This window comes from Pedobacter sp. CFBP9032, assembly GCF_034045265.1.
Taxonomy (GTDB): Bacteria; Bacteroidota; Bacteroidia; order Sphingobacteriales; family Sphingobacteriaceae; genus Pedobacter.
This window is the reverse complement of sequence record NZ_JAXCWE010000001.1, coordinates 630,293-647,962: the sequence shown is the minus strand read 5'-3', so window position 1 is coordinate 647,962 and position 17,670 is coordinate 630,293. Positions and strand designations below refer to the sequence as shown.

The 17,670-nt window shown below is 37.7% G+C and carries 13 protein-coding genes; 2 read left to right on the top strand and 11 right to left on the bottom strand.

Annotated features, from left to right (window positions below):
• Positions 1 to 64 precede the first annotated feature (64 nt).
• The 5 genes from SOM16_RS02700 to SOM16_RS02680 form a co-directional block, all read right to left on the bottom strand.
• Positions 65 to 2,923 (bottom strand): PD-(D/E)XK nuclease family protein, encoded by a 2,859-nt coding sequence (locus tag SOM16_RS02700; RefSeq protein ID WP_320462443.1) that lies wholly within the window; start codon positions 2,921 to 2,923, stop codon positions 65 to 67.
• A complete protein-coding gene (locus SOM16_RS02695) occupies positions 2,924 to 6,142 on the bottom strand; it encodes a UvrD-helicase domain-containing protein (protein ID WP_320462442.1) in 3,219 nt (1,072 codons plus the stop codon). It lies immediately after the preceding gene.
• Between the two features lie 265 nt (positions 6,143 to 6,407).
• Positions 6,408 to 6,917 carry an endonuclease domain-containing protein gene (locus SOM16_RS02690; RefSeq protein WP_320462441.1) on the bottom strand — a complete coding sequence of 170 codons (510 nt, stop codon included), beginning with the start codon at positions 6,915 to 6,917 and terminating at the stop codon, positions 6,408 to 6,410.
• A gap of 73 nt (positions 6,918 to 6,990) precedes the next feature.
• Complete coding sequence (locus SOM16_RS02685; RefSeq protein ID WP_320462440.1) at positions 6,991 to 7,779, bottom strand: tRNA threonylcarbamoyladenosine dehydratase; 789 nt, start codon at positions 7,777 to 7,779, stop codon at positions 6,991 to 6,993.
• Between the two features lie 77 nt (positions 7,780 to 7,856).
• Complete coding sequence (locus SOM16_RS02680) at positions 7,857 to 8,513, bottom strand: TatD family hydrolase (RefSeq protein WP_320462439.1); 657 nt, start codon at positions 8,511 to 8,513, stop codon at positions 7,857 to 7,859.
• A gap of 108 nt (positions 8,514 to 8,621) precedes the next feature.
• Between SOM16_RS02680 and SOM16_RS02675 the strand changes: the two genes are divergently transcribed.
• The gene (locus SOM16_RS02675) at positions 8,622 to 9,155 is read left to right on the top strand and encodes a thioredoxin family protein (protein WP_320462438.1); all 534 of its coding nucleotides are present in this window, start codon (positions 8,622 to 8,624) and stop codon (positions 9,153 to 9,155) included.
• Positions 9,156 to 9,227: 72 nt separating this feature from the next.
• Here SOM16_RS02675 and SOM16_RS02670 read toward each other — a convergent pair whose 3' ends face one another.
• Together SOM16_RS02670 and SOM16_RS02665 are read right to left on the bottom strand one after the other, a co-directional pair.
• Positions 9,228 to 9,428, bottom strand: coding sequence for a hypothetical protein (locus tag SOM16_RS02670; RefSeq protein WP_320462437.1), 201 nt, complete (start codon positions 9,426 to 9,428; stop codon positions 9,228 to 9,230).
• A 228-nt stretch (positions 9,429 to 9,656) separates the two neighbouring features.
• A complete protein-coding gene (locus SOM16_RS02665) occupies positions 9,657 to 11,321 on the bottom strand; it encodes a glycoside hydrolase family 3 protein (protein WP_414692245.1) in 1,665 nt (554 codons plus the stop codon).
• A 268-nt stretch (positions 11,322 to 11,589) separates the two neighbouring features.
• On the opposite strand from SOM16_RS02665, the gene SOM16_RS02660 reads away from it, so the two are divergent.
• Positions 11,590 to 11,769: a hypothetical protein gene (locus tag SOM16_RS02660; RefSeq protein WP_320462435.1), complete on the top strand. Its 180-nt coding sequence runs from the start codon at positions 11,590 to 11,592 to the stop codon at positions 11,767 to 11,769.
• Positions 11,770 to 11,822: 53 nt separating this feature from the next.
• On the opposite strand, the gene SOM16_RS02655 is transcribed toward SOM16_RS02660, so the two are convergent.
• The 4 genes from SOM16_RS02655 to SOM16_RS02640 all read right to left on the bottom strand — a co-directional run bounded on the left by SOM16_RS02655 (position 11,823) and on the right by SOM16_RS02640 (position 17,234).
• Entirely contained in the window at positions 11,823 to 12,500 is a 678-nt protein-coding gene (locus tag SOM16_RS02655; RefSeq protein ID WP_320462434.1) for an epimerase, read from the bottom strand.
• 98 nt (positions 12,501 to 12,598) lie between these two features.
• A complete protein-coding gene (locus tag SOM16_RS02650) occupies positions 12,599 to 14,740 on the bottom strand; it encodes a S9 family peptidase (protein ID WP_320462433.1) in 2,142 nt (713 codons plus the stop codon).
• 161 nt (positions 14,741 to 14,901) lie between these two features.
• A complete protein-coding gene (locus SOM16_RS02645; RefSeq protein ID WP_320462432.1) occupies positions 14,902 to 15,657 on the bottom strand; it encodes a glucose 1-dehydrogenase in 756 nt (251 codons plus the stop codon).
• Between the two features lie 113 nt (positions 15,658 to 15,770).
• Positions 15,771 to 17,234, bottom strand: a complete 1,464-nt coding sequence (locus tag SOM16_RS02640) for a WG repeat-containing protein (RefSeq protein WP_320462431.1) — start codon at positions 17,232 to 17,234, stop codon at positions 15,771 to 15,773.
• Positions 17,235 to 17,670: the final 436 nt, after the last annotated feature.

Sequence of the window (17,670 nt, the reverse complement as noted above, 5' to 3'; positions counted from 1 at the left end):
CATTGCCATTTGTTTTCAGCCAACGATGGTATTAAATATTGGCATCTATTTTATTACTTTTTCCTTATTTCCCAAAAAGCGTTTTATAGATCGAATATTTGTAATTATCCTCTATAGCGCTGGTTACAAAATAGGGTGCCTCAAATAATTCTGTAAGTTTCTTTCTCAATTCTGCTAGAAATTCAGGTTTAATTTCTTCCAGATATTCGCCTGAGAGTGTCTGTTTTCCTGATTTAAACCAAACACCATCGGCCGCCATCGTTTTTACCACGTATAAGTTTGGCTCTACACAGGTTTTATGAGAGAATTGTTCATAAGCGTAAGTATAAAGTAAAGTCTGAACCAATGCCTTATTAATATGCTTTCCATCAGAATTAAATAATTCCGCTACATCTTTAAAGGCTAGTTTATCACTTCCTGTTTTATAATCAATAATTTTAGTTACGCCATCTTTCACATCAACCCGATCGATATAACCGAAAATTTTAACACTCGCATCTTTGCCATATAGAGGAAAACTAATCTCTGCCTCAACTTTCTGTTCTAAACTGATGATATGGAAAGGTGTTTGCGACTCATCCTGATTAACAATGATATTTACATACGCGTATACAATGGATAAAATCACTTTTTGCATGCCTTTATATTCCATTACTTTATCAGGATGGTTAAACATTACGGCATTGAAAGCTTTCTCAATTAGTGTTGGTACCTGCTTTCTTTTTTCTTTTATCCGTTCTGAAGTGATTTCGGCTTTCATCAGATCCTGATAAAAGTATTCCATCACTTTGTGTAAAATAGAGCCAATTTCATTTGCCTCTACCACTGCACTTACTTCTTTAGGCTCTTTAATACCGGCAATGTAATTGAAGAAAAAATCTATCGGGTTGGAAATGTATTGAGTTAAGGCCGAGGGTGAAAGCACCTTTTTTTTATCGAGGTATTTTTGCAGGGTTTCCTGAATAAATACATTATTCGCTTTCTCAATGCGGACCTCCTTAAATGGTTCTGTTTTTACATCCAGGTTAAGCTCATTATAATTGAACCTGAATCCGCTTTCGTATTCCAGTTGTTTCAAAATTCTACTGGCTTCACCAGTTGCTTTGTCATCAGTTAAGCTATTATAAACGAAGTTAATGTTCTTTGCTCTTTGCATCAAACGATAAACCATGTAAGATGAAATGGCATCCAGATTTTCTAATACCGGCAGGCCATAAACGCGGCGGATAGAATCTGGAATAAAACTATTGCCGATGGAAGATTTTGGAATAATCCCTTCGTTGAAACCTAAAATAACAACCTTGTCAAAATTAAGGTTTCTCGTTTCCAGCAACCCCATTAACTGAATCCCTTTGAGCGGATCACCAGATAGTGGTACTGAAATGGCCTGCAAAGACTTTTGCACCAGGTAAATTACAAATTGAATTTCTTCGTTGCCAATGTGTTTACCGAAAGTATCGTGCAGGCGATTTAATTCCTGAATGGTTTTTACAAATAGCTCTGCATCAATTTTCTTAAGCGTTTTCGCATTAGATAAACGAGTTAATATAAAATCTAAAACATCCAGCAGGTAAGGTACGACATGCTTAGGATTATCGATTTTTTTGTAGAAAATCTCGAATAATCCACTTTGCCTTAATAGCCTTTCATGCGCAATTTCTACCTCATTTTCTTTCAATAAAGCAGTTAAAATTTTATCCCTCATTTTCTGACTCAGGCCAGTTAACGGGTGTGTTAGAAAAGCCTCAACATTTTTGTAAGAAATCTTTCCGGTATGTGTGATTTCCAATTGAGAAGAGAACCATAATTCAGCTAAACCAAAGATACTTGATGTTGATAGGGCAAAACCCATAGTTACATTCAAGTTGATGTCTATGCCATGATAGGCCGTTGGAATGGTCTGCAAGGCGGGCAACAGCAAGCTTTCATCTGCCAGTACAACAACGGTAGCACCAATCTCGCTACTTTCAGCATAATCATCTTCTAAGATGTTATTCAGGATTTTTGCCTGCGCCGATTGCCCCTGAACCTTGAAAACATTCACCTGATGTTCGGCTATTTTCATTAAGCTTGGCTTATTTTCGAAAACGTTTTTTAAGCCCAGCTGATTTAGATTTTTTCTCAGAAATAAGCCCGCTTCCTGCAAAGGGTCATTTACATAGTATTCATCGGCATCGAAGTAAAATAAAGCTTGGTCAGCCGCTTGCAATTGCGTAAAAATCTTCGCTTCGGCACTGGTTAATGCGTTGAAACCAACAAAAATAATTTTTCCTTTTTCAAAGTTGACAGGCAGGTCTCTTTGGGTATCGGTTTCTTCAGCCAGATGGCGATACACATAGCCATTAGTTAAATATTCCTGTTCTTTTAATGATGCATGAAACTTGTGATAAAGTTTTGGCATCCGGCGCCACATTTTGATGAAAAGTTCCTGCTGTTTTTTATGTTTTCCTTCAGAATAGGATGTCCAGAATTGTGCTAAGAACTGGTATTGCTCCGGACTTAGGTAATCGAAATCTTTATTAATGACGGAGATATCTTCCAAATCGCGATATAACTTTTCTGCATCAACTAAATCATTGTCTATCTGAGTGAAATCACTTAAAATAATCTTCGCTAAGGGAAAAAACTTGTGGCTTGAAATTGGTTCCAGGTGTTCTTCGGCCAGTAACTGGTTATATATTTTATGAAGCGTAAAGAACTGCAGGTAGAAATCGGCGATTTTAAATTGCGTTGCAGTAGCAAAAAACTCTTGTATGGTATAAAACGATGGACTGAAAAACGGTTTCCTTATAATATTCGCCAGGTATTTCTGCATATAGGCAGAGGGGCGTTTGTTGTTGAAAACAATAGCACAATGCTGAAGATTTGCACCAAATTTCTCGATTAAATCTTCGGCAACTTCTTGTAAAAATGGTTTAATCATTTACACTAATTTTAATTTGCCGCTAACGGCATAAAACAAATAGGTTTTAACATTGTGGTGTCCCATATCCAATAACAGATTTTTATATTTTTCTACCTGCTCAATATGTTTATCGCTTTCGGTAAGCGTAAATTTATAATCCAGGATAATCACTTCTTCGTCATTAAATAAAATGCGATCCGGGCGATGGAGTTTACCTTCGGCATCAATGATATTCTTTTCTGTAATACTATCTGTTGCCTGGTTAAGCACGACTTTTAAGTCTGTGTTTTCCAGTACTTCCATCACTTTTTGTTTCAGGTTGTCTTTTTCATCTTCCTGTACAATTCCATCCAGAATGAGTGTTGTAATGTACTTATCAACTTCTTTCTCCGTACTGGCATTTGCCAAAATATCGTGCAACAAAGAACCTTTTCTACCTGATTTTTCAATATTCACTAAATGCTTTAAATGTTTCTCTTCTGAAGCTATATATAACTCGGCTAACCGCGTAGTGGTTGGGTAATGCCTTAAGTTAATAAAATCCGTTTCTTCTTTTTTACCTTCTATAGCAATATAGTCTACAATTTCATAAACCCCGTTTTCATCAAATTCTCTATCAAGAGTTAAGTTGATCACATCACCCATGTTGGATAGTTTTAATTCTTTTTTAGCCATTGTGGCGATGTAGAGGTAATCTTTGGAACGTGTTGTAGCTACATAAAGCATGTTCAAAGCATCCATGTTATTATAAAGAAGTTCTTCATAATAAGCTTTCGCAATCGCCGAATCTCCTAATGCTTCATTGTACTTTAACGGAATGCCTTTAAGTTCTTTGTAAGCTGTTTCTTCTGCTGATACCCAGAAAGTACCATTTACTTTTCCTTTAATTTCCCAGTTGCAGAAAGGAACAAAAACCGCTCTGAAAGCCAGTCCTTTTGATTTGTGAATGGTGATAATTTGAATGGCATCCGCGCCTTCAGGAGAGGGCAAAGATTTTTTGATTCCATCTTCTTCCCACCAGGTTAAGAACGCAATAATTCCTTTTTCACCTGTTTTTCCGGCTGTGGCTGTTAAATCCCTAAAAGCGAGCAGATAGGGTAGATGTGCCGTTAATGTTTTTAATCCATAACTTTCGATTAAAATTTCAACCAATTCAGGAAGTGGCAATTGCAACCAGCTTTGCCAGTTTTCACATAACGATGGTGGTAAAACCGCAGAAAGTTGATTTAGCGGCTTACTATTCAGGTTAATGTAGTGATTAGCATCTGGTGCTTTCTCTTGTAAGGAATGATATAATGCAATACAATTTGCCTTGTAAAGTGCGCTTTGTGCTTCTAAACCAATGAGAACCTTTAAGGTATTGATGATTAATTGTATTGCTGAGTTATTCGAAATCAATAAGGCATCGCCCGATAGCACAGGGAGGTTATGCTCCATTAACTTGCGAACCGTAAGTAAGGCTTCACTATTGGAGCGCACTAAAATGGCAATGTCTTTTAAAGCGTAATTTTGCTGGTCTTTTAATATTTTGATCTCTTCAATAATATCATTTAAAGCGATATCCCTGAAAACAGTTTCTGTGAATCTAGCCTCATCCGGCGCATGTTCCTTGCCAAATTTTTTGATTTTTATTGTTCCACCTTTTAGGGTATTGGTGGCGAAGTTCTGTGTTGATGCCCGATAAATATCGGTGATGATGCTGGTGTAATTTTCAGCAGCCCACCAGTTTGAAAGTGTTTCTGGTTTGCTCGCTAAATTCGTGTTTAGCTCATTCTGGAGCGTAAGGGGAATGGAATGATAAAGAAAGTTATTAAATGTGATAATGTTCTCCGTACTGCGGTAATTTTCTGCAAGACTGTCTTCTAAAACATTGTCGATACCAACTTCCCGTTTCGCATGTTTATGCAGAATATTCCAATCGCCGTTTCTCCACCTGTAAATAGATTGTTTGGTATCACCCACAATTAAATGATCAATTAAATCTTCGCTAGGCGTGGCCATAGCATTGGTAAGGAGCGATTTAAAACTTCCCCACTGGCTGGTCGAGGTATCCTGAAACTCATCGAAAAGAAAATTACGGTATCTGTTTCCCACTTTTTCCCAGATAAAGGATGGATTATCTCCTGCATCTTCTGTAATCCCTGAAATTAATTTTTGCGCATCGCTAATTAAAAGATTATCATTTTCTGCGCGATACTCTTTTAATAGCATAGCTATTTCTTGCATTAACCTCAAATAGTAAAGGTTTTTATTGAAAGCAATGGCCAGGCCGTAGTTTGGGAGATGTTCGAAGTAATGGTTTTTTATCTGGCGAAGAATAGGGTTTACCACTTCGAAAGCTTCGGGGAAATTTGCATTCTTTTGAAACCATTCATCAGGCTCATCTATGTAGTTAAAAAGCGGTTCTACTTTTGAGAAATCGCCACGTGCAACCAGGATAATCTTCGCTAAACCACTTCTTGATTTGCCCTTAAGGTGCTCGTTTTCTACTCCAATAACATTTAATGCCTCATTAGCTTCTGTTGCTAAACGAATAATTTCTTCTTCAAAATTCTTAATTTCTGCTTTGGTTACACTGATGTATTTTTTGAAAAGTTCATCGATGTTCTCTAACCCTAAAGCGGTAACTGCATCTTCAAAAACCTGAAAGCGTTCAGAGAAAATTTCGCCGATCAGGTTATAAAGTTCAAATTTGTAATTCCAGCTTTTATTGTCACTAATGCGTTCGATAGCCAGATCAATAATCCATTGTAGCAGCTGTTTATTCGTGTCTAAGGCTTCATCCAGTTTATTTACTAAATCATCTTTTACCTTATCATAATTCATCTCTAAACTATAATCGGCATTTAACCCTAGTTCAAAAGCAAAACCACGAATAACCTTTTGTACGAAACCATCAATGGTACTAACAGAAAATCGACTGTAATCGTGAAGAATTTTTCGATAAATCTTATCTGCTTTAAATTGAAGTTCCTGCGGGTTTAATTGAGGGTAAGCTGCCAAAACCAATTTTCGGTAATCATCGATTTTTTTAGATGGATTGCCTTTTGCCAAGCCAAGTAACACCTCCAGAATCCTGGTTTTCATTTCTTCGGTAGCCTTATTGGTAAAGGTTACCGCTAAAATTTCAAGGTATTTATTTTCAGCAGAAAAAAGCAAAGTAAGATAATGTGCTGTTAAACTGAAGGTTTTACCGGAACCTGCGGAGGCTTGAAGAATTTTAAGTGGTTTAGGCATCGTGTTATCCTTTGTTTTTATGTTTTAGCTTATTACACCCTGATTCTAATGAAATGGAATAAGTGTATTTTTTTATCATTTTGATTCTAACTTTTAACACCCCGCCCTTCGGGCACCCCTCTGGAAGAGGGGAATGCTGGGTGCCCAGATTTGCCTACCTAAGATTAGATTGATCCATTTTTCATTATTTTGATTCTGCACTTTGTGATTCCCCTCCCTTGGAGGGGTGCCCGCAGGGCGGGGTGGTTTTTTTCTGAAACTTAAATCATCCATACTGCTCGATAATATACTCTTCTAACCCCATCAATACAAAATCCATATTTTTCATTACATCGTCAACAGATATTCTGTAAACCTTTAAGCCTAAGGATATGAAATATTCTTCTCTAATTTTATCGTAAATTTCTTTATCATCATGGCTGGCTCCATCAATTTCTATAATCAGTCCCAATTTCTTGATGTAAAAATCAACTATATAATTTCCAATAATACGCTGTCTGTCGAAATCTATTTTATGGAAACGTTTTTTAGTTACCTGCATCCAAAATAAAACTTCCGAGAGGTTTTCTGCATAACGTAAGGCTTTGGCTCTTTGCCTGAGATTAGCGTTATATGGAAGTTCTATAATAGGCTGATTATTGATTTTTGTTCCATTGATGAGGTAAAAATCTGGTTTGTCATTTCTAACTTTTAACACCCCGCCCTTCGGGCACCCCTCTGGAAGAGGGGAATGCTGCGTGCCCAGATTTGCCGGCCTAAGATTAGATTGATCCATTTTTCATCATTTTGACTCTGCACTTTGTAATTTTCCTCCTTTGGAAAGGTGCCCGCAGGGCGGGGTGGTTTTTTTAACCTTTCTTCTTCTTTGCTAAAGTTTTATGGCTGATTCTAGCAGGCCTTTCTGCCATTTCTATTTTTAAGCCAAGTAAATCGCGTATTACAACTGATGCGCAGGCACCCCCAAAAGCTGCAGGCAAATAAGAAACAGTGCCGTAAGCCGATCGTTTGAAATTGCTGCCATCCGTCATAATCATGGAATTTTTGTCCATTTCTTCGGTAGAAAATACGGCTTTTATCTTACCAACATTAGCTAATTTATTTAATCGCTTCCGAACATAACTGGCGAAAACACATTGGTAAGTATCAGGTAACATGGCAATCCTCAATCGGGTTGGATCCATTTTTCCGCCGGCACCCATGGAACTTATGATTGGAATGTTTTTTTCTAAAGCAGTAGAAAGTAGCGTAATCTTTGGCATTACGCTGTCAATACAATCCATAATGTAATCGAATTTCGATTCCAATATTTCACGGCACTTCTCTGGCGTAAGAAAGGTATTTACCACATGAAGTTTCAATTCTGGATTAATGGCAAGCAAACGCTCCTGCATAATTTCAGCTTTACTTACACCGTGATTGGTAGCTAGAGCGGGCAACTGCCTGTTTCGGTTGGTTGGATCAACCACATCTCCATCCACGATGGTCATTTCGCCAACTCCACTACGACAAATAAACTCTGCCGCAAAAGAACCAACGCCACCTAAACCAATTATTAAAACGTGTTTCGATTGCAGTATATCAATTCCTTCATTCCCAATTAAAAGGGCCGAACGTGAAAGCCAGGTAGTATCAGACATATTCAATTATATTTTGCCTCGGAATCACAGCGGTCACAGAATGTTTTTTTGTGGTTTCTGTGTTTCCATGGCTACTTTTATAGTAAATTTAATTTTTTCCAGTTGGTAAAAATACATGCTTTAATTTCATCAACTGTACGGTTTTTTAATTTTGCAGCAGTATTGTAAATTTCTTCGATGGGAGTTTCCGAATCATCAGTTTCTAAGAAGAAAGTATCGATCTGCTGAAGGAGCTTTACCGCACCAGCATTTTCTTTCAAAATTTCAGTGCCAAATGAAAGTAAGAAGCCTTTATCTAAAAGCTGTTGGCCTAAAACTTCGTTTTTATTAAATCCATGGATAATCATCGGAACAGTTACTTTTAGCCTGTTTTTTATCTCCATCAATTCTGAAAAAGCTTTAACGCAGTGCAAAATCAATGGTTTGTTTAATTTTTCTGCCAATCTAATTTGGGCTTCCAGAATAATGATTTGATTTTCTAGTTTCTCCCCTCTTAACTTATCCAAGCCACATTCACCTATGAGTTTAACATTCGGCTGACTGGCTAAAACGCTTAGATATTTCATCTGCAATTCCAGTTGATCCAGCGTGGCATACCAGGGGTGAAGTCCAACGGAAATAGACTTCGTTTTTGGCATTGCCAGAAAGAGATCGCTGGTTAGCGACAGACTTTGAATGCTATTTGAACCACTTTGTTGTGCAGTCTTGTGCGTATGTAGGTCTAAAAAATCCATTTGATGTTTCAAAGATAGACTTTGTATAAAAGATTCCTATTGTAAAGAAATTGCGATTAATCTATTAAATTAGTCGGCTTTAGTATTTTGCGTTATTATTTAACGAATATGAAAAGGTTACTCATTTTATTGGCTGCGGTATTTATATCTACAGCTGCTTTTAGCCAGGCAAAAACCGAGGGTGTGCACATCTATAACCCAGAAGCAAATGCAATGGCCGATTTAAAAACAGCAACAGCAAAAGCGGCAAAAGCGAACAAGCACGTATTGGTTCAGGTAGGCGGAAATTGGTGTACCTGGTGTATTGCTTTCCACCAATTGGTAGATACAACTGCTTTGCTGAAACAAACCATCGCTGAAAATTATGAATATGTTCTGGTGAATTGGGATAAAGATCATCACAATGATGAGGCTATGAAATATTTAGGTTTTCCGAACCGGTTTGGTTATCCCGTTTTTGTAGTGCTGGATGGAAAAGGAAAAGTGCTGCACATTGAAAACTCATCCTATCTGGAAACGGATGAATTAGGGGCAAATGGTAAAAAGAAAGTTGGCCACGATGTAAAAAAGATTAATTCTTTTTTAAAAGGCTGGACAGTTGCTGCTGTTAATCCCGAAACTTATAAACCGAAGGCTAAATAACCTGAAAGGTAAAAGACTAAAGCAAAAGCCGCAGATTAGCAGATTTTAGATCTGGAAATCTGCGGCTTTATTTTAATTCTCTTCATCAGCTTTCAAATCATCTACATTTAATTCGTAAGATGGTCTGGATGCTTCATCAGCCTGTTCTAATTTATCTTTATCGTATGCTATATTGGCATCATCGCCAGCAATCTCATTGATGTTATCCACATCGTCTTCTCTGCGCAATGCATCGTTCGGGTCTTCCGAATAATTATCTTTTGGGTCTATCATAGTCTTAATGTTTTATAATTAGGTAATGACTTTAAGAAAGAAATTGTTTTAGCTTTTTGCCTGAACACTAAAAATACTTCAGTAAGGCAAAAGTGTAAAGCCAAAAGCCAAAAGCGAAAGGCGATCGTCGATTTATTCAATAATTTCAAAATCTTTGTAATTCATCCAGCTATGTAATCAACCCGAAGGCAAAAGTGACCGAACATCTAATATGAACGAACAACAAATTTACAACCCATCACCAAACTTATAATTAGGCAATATGCTTACCGGCAATTTCCCCGTTGGCACTAGCCTATTATTAATTACTGCTGCCGCAGAGATTTGCATGTAATCTTCTTTTTGATAAGCTACTACCAAACCTTTACTTTTTTCTAAGCCGGGTAAACCTGCCAGGTTATATGGATTGGCAAAGAGTGCAAATACAGTATTTTTACCTGATAATTCTTTAATGAAATTTTTAACACCTGCATTTAAGGGAATATTATTTGCAGGTCTGGCACGAGAATCGTGAATACCGACAATTACCTGATCAAAAGCACCAATTTCGCGGGCAATGTTAGAAATTTTTGTTGCACTGGCATCCTTATCCAAAACGTAATAAACAGAATTGTAAAATCCTTTAGATATCTCTTTCTGGAATTTAGTTACCGAAGGAACGCCGATACTAATAATGGCAGTTCTTCTGATTGGAATCATATTTTTAATATAATCTTTACCCTTAATCAGTGTAACAGATGCATTTGCAAGTTCTTGCACTAAGGCATTACTGGTATTCCGATTTACGCCGGCAATAAGGCCTTTGGTAACCACAGTATCGCGTTTTGCCAAACCTACCCAATATTTAGCAGTTAAGATTTTTCGCACACTTTCATCAATGGTTTTCATGTCAATTCCACCATGACGCACAGCTTTACGAACCAGTTTAATGGCCCTGTCGCTATTTTCTGAAAGCTCCAGGATATCGTTTCCTGCTAAGATGCCCAGTAAATCTGCCTCGCCATTTTTAAAATACTTCACTACACCTTTCATGTCCATCGCATCAGAAATAATCAAGCCTTTAAAACCCAGCTTCTGTTTTAAAATGCCGGTTACAATTGGCTTAGATAGGGTAGAAGGTAGGTTTTTAGTAGTATCTAACGATGGAATATTCATGTGCGCGATCATAATGCCTGATGCACCTTGCTTAATAAGCTCTTTAAATGGATACATTTCCAGCGTATCTAAACGCGTTGGTCCGAAAGTGAGCTGCGGCAAATCGTAATGCGAATCCACATCGGTATCCCCGTGGCCTGGAAAGTGTTTAAGGGTAGTGAGTAAGCCTGCATCCTGCATGCCTTTCATATAAGCACCAGTTTTAGTGGCTACATTGTATTTATTTTCCCCAAAAGAACGATAATTAATGACCGGGTTTTTAGGGTTGTTGTTAATGTCAGCATCAGGAGCCAGGTTCATTTGCATCCCCATGCGTTTAAAATCTTTAGCAACTTCCTGCCCCATTCTATAAATTAAATCTTTATTTTGAATGGCACCCAATGTCATTTGATAAGGAAAAGATATGGTACTGTCCAGGCGCATTCCCAAACCCCATTCTCCATCGTTAGCCACAATTAATGGCACATGGCTTAGCTTTTGATAAGCATTGGTGGCGATTGCTTGTCTCACCGGGCCGCCCTGAAAAAAGATTACACCACCCAATTGTTCTCTTTTAATTACCTGGCCAACTGAGTCAGTGTACTTTTGCCCTAAATTGGTATGTGCACGTACGAAAAACATTTGTGCAATGCGCTCCCGACGATTTAACTTGTTAAAAACAGAATCTACCCACTTAGGTTGATTGGCTAACATTTCTAGATAGGATTGCTTCTGTGCATTTACAGAAAAGGTAATCATGCTGCAAATAGCAAGGAATAGTAAGTTTTTTTTCACAAATGTGTTTTGTTGATGTGCTAAATTAATAATCAAAACCCAATAACAAAAACCAATCCATTAATTGATTTAACACTAAAGTTTTATTGAAGGAAAGGCCTGTTTATTTAATTAAGCTTTTCAGCAATGGAGACTGTGGAAATAAACATCCCTAAAAAAATAAAAACCTAATGATTGATTATTGGTTAATATAATAACGCTCAGCAAATATTATTCACTAAATTTTATAGTTATGAAAGATTCGGGCACACCAAAAAACAATTCAACTGTTCAGGGAAGTTCCATTGCAGACAGAGCAAATCACGACGTTAAAACCGATAAGAAAATTCAAGGTATTACAAATGGCGGCGGTCAGCGTTCTGATCAGACTTCGAACAAAGATAATCAGCGTAAAGTTGACAATAAAAAATAATTGATTTTATTTAAAATGGATGATGGTTTACAAAAGCTATCATCCATTTTTGTTTAAGCGGGTTCGTTGGCTAGCTTAATAATATCACTTCCCTCCAAAACTTTTCTTTCGTTATTATGGCTAAGCACATTAATCATGGCATCTCCAAGTTCCTGCATGGTGCAAAATCCATTTTTAGAAATTGCTCTTCCAAGTGGAAATAGCCAGTTAATAAATTTATAAAATTTATGTGCGTACTTTTGTTCTTTAATCGGTTTAATAAAATCGGGGCGAAGATTAAAAACCTGCTCAAAAGGTAACTCCATCAGTTCATTTTCGGTTCTGCCTTTAACTTTTTGCCAGCTCAATTTGCCATTTGGGTTGGTGCCACCACCAGAGACATAACAAAAAGTCATGCTTTTATTTAATCTGCTCAAAGTTTCTGCAACATGCATGGTTAAAGTGTAAGTCATCTTAAAATAAACATCTTTATCTGCACCAACAGATGTAATCCCTAAACAAAAGAAGCAGGCATTGTAACCACTAAGCTGATTTTCGATAGGAGCAAAATTGAAAAAATCCTGGTGGATAATTTCTTTGAGTTTTTGATGCACATAACCACAAGGTTTCCTGTTAATCACTAAAATGCTGTCGATTTCAGGACTATTTAGGCAGCGAATTAATACGCCTTCACCAACCATTCCGGTTGTTCCTGTAATGATTACATGATTTGCACTTCTTGTTTTTCCCATGTTGGTTTTCCTTAATGTTCACCAAATAAACTCATAACCTGAGAATTGGTTTTCAGCTAAGTAATAAAAAAGGCTTCGATATCCCGAAGCCTTCTACTTTATCTTATTTCTGTGCCTTGCATTTTATAATCTTTTGGCGGTTCTGCACCTAAAAGATGATGCACAAAATAATCCCATCTGCGTCTCATCATATATGCAGAATAGGGACCATAACCATGTGCACTGTTCGGGAAGATCACTAAATCAAATGATTTGTTCGCTTTTTCTAAAGCCTCTACCACCAATAGTGTATTGTAAGGGGGCACATTATCATCCATCATTCCATGAACAAGCATTAATTTCCCTTTTAAATTTTTTGCATAATTTTGATTCGCTTGCGCTTCATAATCAACATTTTCTGCCAAGCCGTTATAACGTTCGCCCCAATCGTCCTCGTAATTTCTATTGTCGTGATTCCCTGATTCAGAGATTCCTACTTTAAAGAAGTCTGGATAACGGAACATGGCGGTTGCGGTTGCAAAACCACCACCAGAATGCCCCCAGATGCCAACTTTAGCGGTGTCAATCGGGTATTTCGTAGCCAATTGTTTAATGGCTGCAATCTGATCTTCAAGCGTATTGGTAGACATGTTGCCATAGCTCATGTCATGGAAACTTTTCGAACGCCCAGGGTTGCTGGTACCTTCGATTAAAACCACAATAAAACCTAATTCTGCCAATGCCTGATGGTCTCCGCGTGATGCGACAAATCCCCAATTGCCCACACTTCCACCTTGCGGGCCAGGATAAATGTAATCAATTACCGGATATTTTTTACCTGCATCCATTTTCGTAGGTGTAAACACTAAACCATAGATATCAGTTTTATGATCGCCCGCTTTTACCGAAACAGGGATGGGTGCTTTCCAACCTGTTGCCACTAATCTGGATACGTCAGTTTTCTCTATTGGAGTAATCAGTTTCCCATTGAGGTCTCGGAAAGCACTACTTGCTGGTACATCTGGCTGAGAATAGTTATCAACGAAATATTTTCCAGATGGCGATAAACTTATCGTGTGGTTTCCAGGTTCAGGCGTTAAATCTGTTAGGTTTTTTCCATCAAAATCAATCTTATAGAAATGGCCGAAATAAGGATTAATCTTATCTAATCCGTTTGCCATGAAATAGATGGTACGGTTTTTTGCATCAACGTTAATAATGCGGCTCACTACCCATTCACCTTTGGTTATTTGGTTTTTTACTTTACCTGTTGTAGCATCATAAAGGTATAAATGTCCCCAGTTATCGCGTTCAGAGTACCAGATAATTTCTTTAGATTCTGGTAAATATCTCCAGTTAATGGCGCCACGCCCAGATTCGAATTGGGTTTTTACAGTCTCTTCAAAAACCTCTCTAACCGCACCTGTTTTGGTATTTGCAATGCGAAATTTCTCGTTTTTATGATCTCGTGACGTAGAAACGAATGCCACTTCTGTACCATCAGCTTTCCAGTCGATATCATCAAAAGTTCCACTGCTGGAAATGTCATCACTTAAGGTTGCACGGTGTGGATCTGCCGGGATATTTAAAGAAACAACCTTTGGGGTTTCCACATCAATTACCACCCGCCTGATGGTGGGAATTTGTTTGTCGCCAGGTAATGGGTATTTCCATGCTTCCAGCTTTGGGGCACCAACATTGGTGGTAACCAGATACATATCCCTTGAGTTTCGCTGATCTTGTTGAAAGGTAGCTATCTTTTTAGAATCTGGCGACCATCTGAGAATTGGTGCATTGCTATGTTTCCAACCTGCGTTATCAGTGGCGTATCCGTAATCTTTAATTCCATCTGTGGTGAGTTGTGTAAGTTTTCCACTGGCAACATCTTTTACATAAAGGTTATATTCTTTAATCAGGATTGCTTTTTTACCATCTGGAGAAATGACTTCATTGCCACCGCTCCTTCTTCGGCCAGCTGGTGGAGCATCAACATCGCCATAGGCTTTGGTTAACGTTTTGGTTTTTTTTGCAGGATCTACCAAATAGGTTTCTAATCCTTTAGCCGTTTTTTTGGTGTACCAGAATTGATCACCATCCAGCCAATTGGGAGGTGAAATTGTATTGTCAATAAATTTTGCGGTATTGTAGCCCATAAAACTTTCAGCTTTTTGATAGTCTTGAGCGGTAAGTGCCTTTTGCTGCGCGCTGGCTGTAAATACCATTGCACAAGCAGTTATGGTAAGCCAATATTTGTCCATCATCTTAGTTAGTCTCCGCTGATAAAATTAGCACTGTTTTGTTAATCGCTAAGTATTAATGCTGATACAAAAAGATAGACTTGGTTAAGAAAAAAAGAGTCTGTATTACATCGATGGGTAACTTTCACCTAAATAATACACACTCTTTCTGATGCATCATAAGTTTAAATCGCAGTATAACCACCATCAGCAATGATATAACTTCCAGTAGTAAAAGACGATTTATCTGAACTTAAAAAGGCCACCAAATCTGCTATTTCCTGAGGTGTACCAAGTCTGTTGATCGGGCTTTTGGCAGCGATGGCATCCTGCGTTTTTTGATCCAGGTTTGCCGAAAGAAGTGGCGTTTCTATATAGCCAGGGCCAACAGCATTACACCTGATGTTTTTCGTAGCATATTCAGCAGCTATATTTTTAGTTAAACCAACAACAGCATGTTTTGAGGCCGTATATGCGGGGCTATTTGGCGCCGCTACCTGCCCATGCACAGAAGCAATATTGATGATCGAACCTCCACCATTTTTTTCCATTTGTTCAAGCTGATAACGGCAGGCGTAAAACACACCATTTAAATTAAGTGCAATTACTTTATCCCATTCTTCTGGCTCATATTCGCCTGTAGGTTTGGCCGGACCGCCAATTCCTGCGTTATTGCAGGCAATATCAAGTTTGCCATATTTTTCAACGCTAATTTCGACCAGTTTTTTGTTTTCTGTAGCTATTGATGAATCTGCTTTTACGGCAAAAGCATCTCCACCATTTTCCTGAATCAATTTGACTGTTTCATCAGCATGAGCTTCATTAATATCAGCAACAATAACTTTAGCACCTTCATTCGCATAAGTTATTGCAATCGCACGACCAATTCCTGAACCTGCTCCTGAAACAATGGCCACTTTATCTTTTAATATTGACATCATATAGTGTATTTAATTTCTTAAATATCAACGTAGCGAAAAACTAAATGTTTGTCAGGTGAGCGTTAATTAACCATTAGCAGGTATTTGTTTGCGAGGATCTGGAATGAAAATAGTTACTCACTTAAAGCATCCGCCCTATATTCTTTTCCGTTAAACGGATTGATGTAAAAGTAATCCCATTTCTCACCATTAAAAGTACCTGCCTTAGCATTTTCATTTAAGCTGTTGTATTGCGGGTTAACAGTAATCTTAGTGGTGATGAGATCAATTAATCCGTATTTTTTCATTCTATAATCGGTTTCGCTCCCAAGTTCGAAACGCCACAAGTTAGGGTAGGAGTAGAGTTTTTCGAGGCTGGTGTATTTTAAGGGTAAAATCCACTTCCGGGAGGCAATATCAAAAATACCCGATAGGGAAACGGAATCAGTTTTATGAGTTGCGGTAACCTTAAACCATGACTTATTGATCTGGGTTGGTTCAATCCAATTTACATGGAAGCCTTTAGGTAATGCGCCCTCAATTCCCATTACATTCGCATCGGGATACAATACCCTGCCACTGTTAGCTCTGATCAAAAAATCTTTCGTTTTCCTTCTGTCGCTTTCCCAGGTGCCATTTTGGTGGAGGATATAAAATCCTGTTTTATTATTGAGAAAACTTCTGATAATAAAATAGGCTGTGTTGGGTACTGAATAAATTAGTTGCGCCTGGCTGATGATGGTTTCTGCATCGGTTTCCTGATTAAAGTATTCATCTATTTTTTTTGGAAAGGTCTTGCTTAGATCACGATAGGCAAAAATATGCTGCTGCTGATCCTCCATGAAATTGAGTTTTACCTTGGTACCTGCGTCTACGGTTTCTGTTTTTAATTCCTCTTTCTTTCCATTTATTTCAACGGTAACTTGAGCAGGAACTCTAAAGCTGACATTGTTGGTTGGCTTTAGATTTTTATCTAAGATTCGATAATTATCACCTCTTTTTTGCAACAAGGTGCTATCAGTGAGGATAGTGATTATTCCTGAGGTAATTTGCTTTATTTGTCCATTAGTGTTGCTAAACAACCGATCGTTAATTAATATTTTATCCTGAAATTTGTAGATTTCAGATGCTTGAAAAGGATATTGATTAGGGTTATGGTCTGAATCGATTATGGTTTGATTGGTATTTAGGAGAATGACCTTCCAGTTAATTTTAGTTACTTTGGTGTCGACTATTCTTTTATCTTTTGTGCCGCCCATCACTGAAAAACCTGGGAAAAAGCTCCATTTATGAAATTTCCACCATGCATTATAGCTTTTACAGGTAATGGCAATGGTTTCATTCCCCCAGGCTGAGAGTTCTAGTTTTTCGTATTCAAAACCTAATTTTAATACTCCAGTATGGTCTATTACGCCTTTTTTGTTGTTTTTCTCAACAATAGCAAATTGGTTAATAAAACAGTTGGCCTCATCAAATTGCGGATCAATTTTCAGTTTCCCATCCGGATTGCTATACCCAAAGAGGCCCGATTTACTTTTCCAAGGATAATAGGTTTCTTGAGGCAGTTCCTGCCCTGCTGCTGTTAATGTATTGATCATGAAAAATAGGAATAGGCTAATTATCAAACGAGGGATGCGCATGTAAACAATGTTGATGATGAATTGGGTTCGCAACTAATATGCCATTATTTAACTAATAATGAGTGACGAGGGGTTTAGATACATCAGCAAATATTGATTAACAAGTTTGTTTGTGCTTCAAACCGTGGTAGAAGTAGCGATCCAAATAAGCTTGTTTTAGTTTTTGATGTAAATCTAAAATAAGCTTTATCTTAAATTAATTATTATGAAAATCTTCAATCCAGTTATTCTGCGCATATGGTTGCATTTGTAAAAGGAGTACCTGCAACAGGTTGTAACGGGGGGTGAATTGTATTTGTTTAAAGATTTTTTAGCATATTTTAATTGGGTGCAATCTTACATAAGGCTGTAAAACCAAAAAAGCCTCAACTTTTTAAAGTTAAGGCTTTTGTTG